Here is a 2701-nt window from a genome sequence, read left to right on the forward strand (position 1 = left end):
TGGGAATGCAGCTTTCAGTTATGGGGTAAACGGATTCATGAAATCGAACATGAATCAGTAGAGCAAAACCTCAGATATCAGGGACAATATTTAGACAGGGAAACCGGCTTACATTACAATACTTTCAGGTATTATGATCCGGATATAGGTAGATTTACTCAGCCAGACCCGATTGGTTTAGCTGGCGGATTGAATCTATATCAGTATGCGCCTAATGGGTTGACTTGGATTGATCCGTGGGGCCTGAGTAAAAAATGCATGGGTGTAAAATCATCAGGGCATCATGTGCCTGCTGTTCGTAAATCCAAAGGCCGTACATTTGAAGTTTCCCGATCTGATAAGACTCGACCTACTTTATTCCCTAAGGGGAAAAATCCTGAGCATGATCACTGGCGCTTACATAATGCAGAAAGAGAGATTATTGGACCACGACAAGGCGATTTTATAGGTTCAGATAAACAACTGTTTGATGCATATCGTAAAGCATATTCAGGCTTAGATGACATCAAAGTAGATGTCAAATCACCAAATGGGACTTATAATTTAGGCACTAATGTAACACCATCTAAAGCTGTCGACTTAATGGAAAGTTGGCTTAAAGAACAAGGACTAATGAAATGAATAACAAAAATCTTATCGAAATTGATGATTATTTATCTGTTCTAACAAATTTCGATTTTTTAAAATTATTAGACGTAGATAATGCATTGGATCTAAGAGATGAACCTAAATTTGATAACCAGTGGATGAGTGTCTTTAATTCTTTGAAAATGTATAGTTTTAAAATGGATGAAATTAAATTTATTGATATGTTACGAGAAAAGGCTTTTAAACAATCTTTTAAAATAATTAATAATTCTGAAATATCTTCCCGAATTTCTGACGATATTGAGATAATAGCTAAGAGTTTTATTGCTAGGGAATATAATAATTGGGCTATTACGCACTTGTGGTCAGCCTATAAAAATAAAAAATTTCCAATATAATTAGTACAAAAGAATAAAAATTTTAATTATCTCTAATAAATTAGTTAGCCCATTTTATTCAATGTATTAAACTGTATCAACTAGACAGCGAAGGCAAAGGGAATACAGCTACCAACTTGGAGGGAAACGGATTCAGGAAATTGAATATGAATCAGTAGAGCAGAATCTCAGATATCAGGGACAATATTTAGACAGAGAAACCGGCTTACATTACAATACTTTCAGGTATTATGATCCGGATATAGACCGCTTTACCCAGCCAGACCCCATTGGGCTGCTGGGTGGGTTTAATCTGTATCAGTATGCGCCTAACGGGTTGACTTGGATTGATCCGTGGGGGTTGAGCTGTGGATCTGATGCCGCAAAATTACGTAAAAATATGAAATTTTAAGGTAAAATTGAGCCTCTGTATAAAAATTCAGCACATCATATTATTATGTCTAATTCAAAAAATGATAAAATGCAAAAACTTAGACAAAAGATGAAATCATTGGGTTTCGAAATAAATTCAGCTGATAATGGTGTTTACTTACCAACTTCTACGAAAGTAAAGGATAATGCAAATACACAAGCAGTTGCTCACTCAAAGGTTCATACAAAGGAATATACAAATAATGTATTTAATAGGCTTAAAGATATAGACAATGCTGCAGACTTTAAAAAGGAATTAAATAAGATTGCTAATGAATTATCAAACGGTACATTTAAATATTAAGTTAGGTGAATTAAATATGATTAATGAATTAAAAATTCTTAAGAAAAAATATGAAGAAATTATGCTATCTTCTGCAAAGATAGAGAGTGAGTATTTTCAGACTGTTATGTCAAGCTATGCATATAAAAAAATTTCTAAAGGTCCTAGTTTTAATATCAAACCTTTTGATTTTCAACAAGCAGGTTTTAAAAAAGGTAGAGATTTAAAAGTGCTTCCTAAAGTAATTGATAATACTTACGTGTATTATTTTAATAGTGAAAATAAAATTTTATTAACTGAAAACTACGGAGAAACTGATAACTTTATTAATAGAGAATATTATTTTTATCGTGGAAATTGTATTGAATCAATTTATTTTGGAAGTGGTAATAGTGGAGTTGGAAATGTTTCATTATTAATAGGTATAAAAGAGCGACCAAATTATTGGGTAACCTATGCTACATACGGATACGCTATTTGGGAGTATATTTATAATGATGATATTTTAGTCGAAATAAATGTTAAATGTAAAGAACATGAACAAACTGAACTTACATTTTTTAAAACATGTTTTGAATATAACCATGGTGAGTTAAATAAAATAATTCTTAAATATCCTAATGGTTACGAGGTTCAGCGCTATCCATAAAATAATTGGGTTTTAATTAAAATTAATCATTATTATTTTAGCATTTTAAATTAAATAACATGTAAAATAGATAACATTCAATTGTAATTATTAATTACGTTTTAAGGAGATAAGTTTTGATTACTTTTTTAAATGATAGAAATATAAAATATAGCATAGAAAATAAAAATATTTATATTAAGGATAATTTAGATTTAAATTCTACAGTAATCAAATCACTACCTGAAAATTTATCTATCAGTGGTGATTTAGATTTAAGATATAGCTATATTAATGAATTGCCTGAAAATTTGTTTATTGGAGGCAGTTTAAATTTAGAGTCTATAAAAATTAAGAAATTACCCGACAATTTAACCATTAAAGGTGATTTAA

The 2701-nt window shown here is 30.3% G+C and carries 6 protein-coding genes; all 6 read left to right on the forward strand.

The window, feature by feature from the left end:
* Positions 1 to 621 (forward strand): RHS repeat-associated core domain-containing protein (locus BGI33_RS02970; RefSeq protein ID WP_144235338.1); only part of this gene is annotated, 621 nt, incomplete at its 5' end.
* Positions 618 to 986, forward strand: coding sequence for a hypothetical protein (locus BGI33_RS02975; protein ID WP_100089897.1), 369 nt, complete (start codon positions 618 to 620; stop codon positions 984 to 986). The genes BGI33_RS02970 and BGI33_RS02975, both read left to right, overlap by 4 nt.
* A gap of 139 nt (positions 987 to 1125) precedes the next feature.
* A complete protein-coding gene (locus tag BGI33_RS02980; protein WP_257378941.1) occupies positions 1126 to 1377 on the forward strand; it encodes an RHS repeat-associated core domain-containing protein in 252 nt (83 codons plus the stop codon).
* Positions 1378 to 1392: 15 nt separating this feature from the next.
* Positions 1393 to 1701: an AHH domain-containing protein gene (locus BGI33_RS02985; RefSeq protein ID WP_257378940.1), complete on the forward strand. Its 309-nt coding sequence runs from the start codon at positions 1393 to 1395 to the stop codon at positions 1699 to 1701.
* A gap of 16 nt (positions 1702 to 1717) precedes the next feature.
* On the forward strand, positions 1718 to 2329 hold the full coding sequence (locus tag BGI33_RS02990) for a hypothetical protein (RefSeq protein WP_144235339.1): 612 nt from the start codon (positions 1718 to 1720) through the stop codon (positions 2327 to 2329).
* Positions 2330 to 2445: 116 nt separating this feature from the next.
* The coding region (locus BGI33_RS02995; protein WP_218965114.1) for a hypothetical protein at positions 2446 to 2701 on the forward strand (256 nt) is incomplete at its 3' end.

It is taken from the genome of Snodgrassella alvi (assembly GCF_002777425.1).
GTDB classification, from domain to species: Bacteria; Pseudomonadota; Gammaproteobacteria; order Burkholderiales; family Neisseriaceae; genus Snodgrassella; species Snodgrassella alvi_B.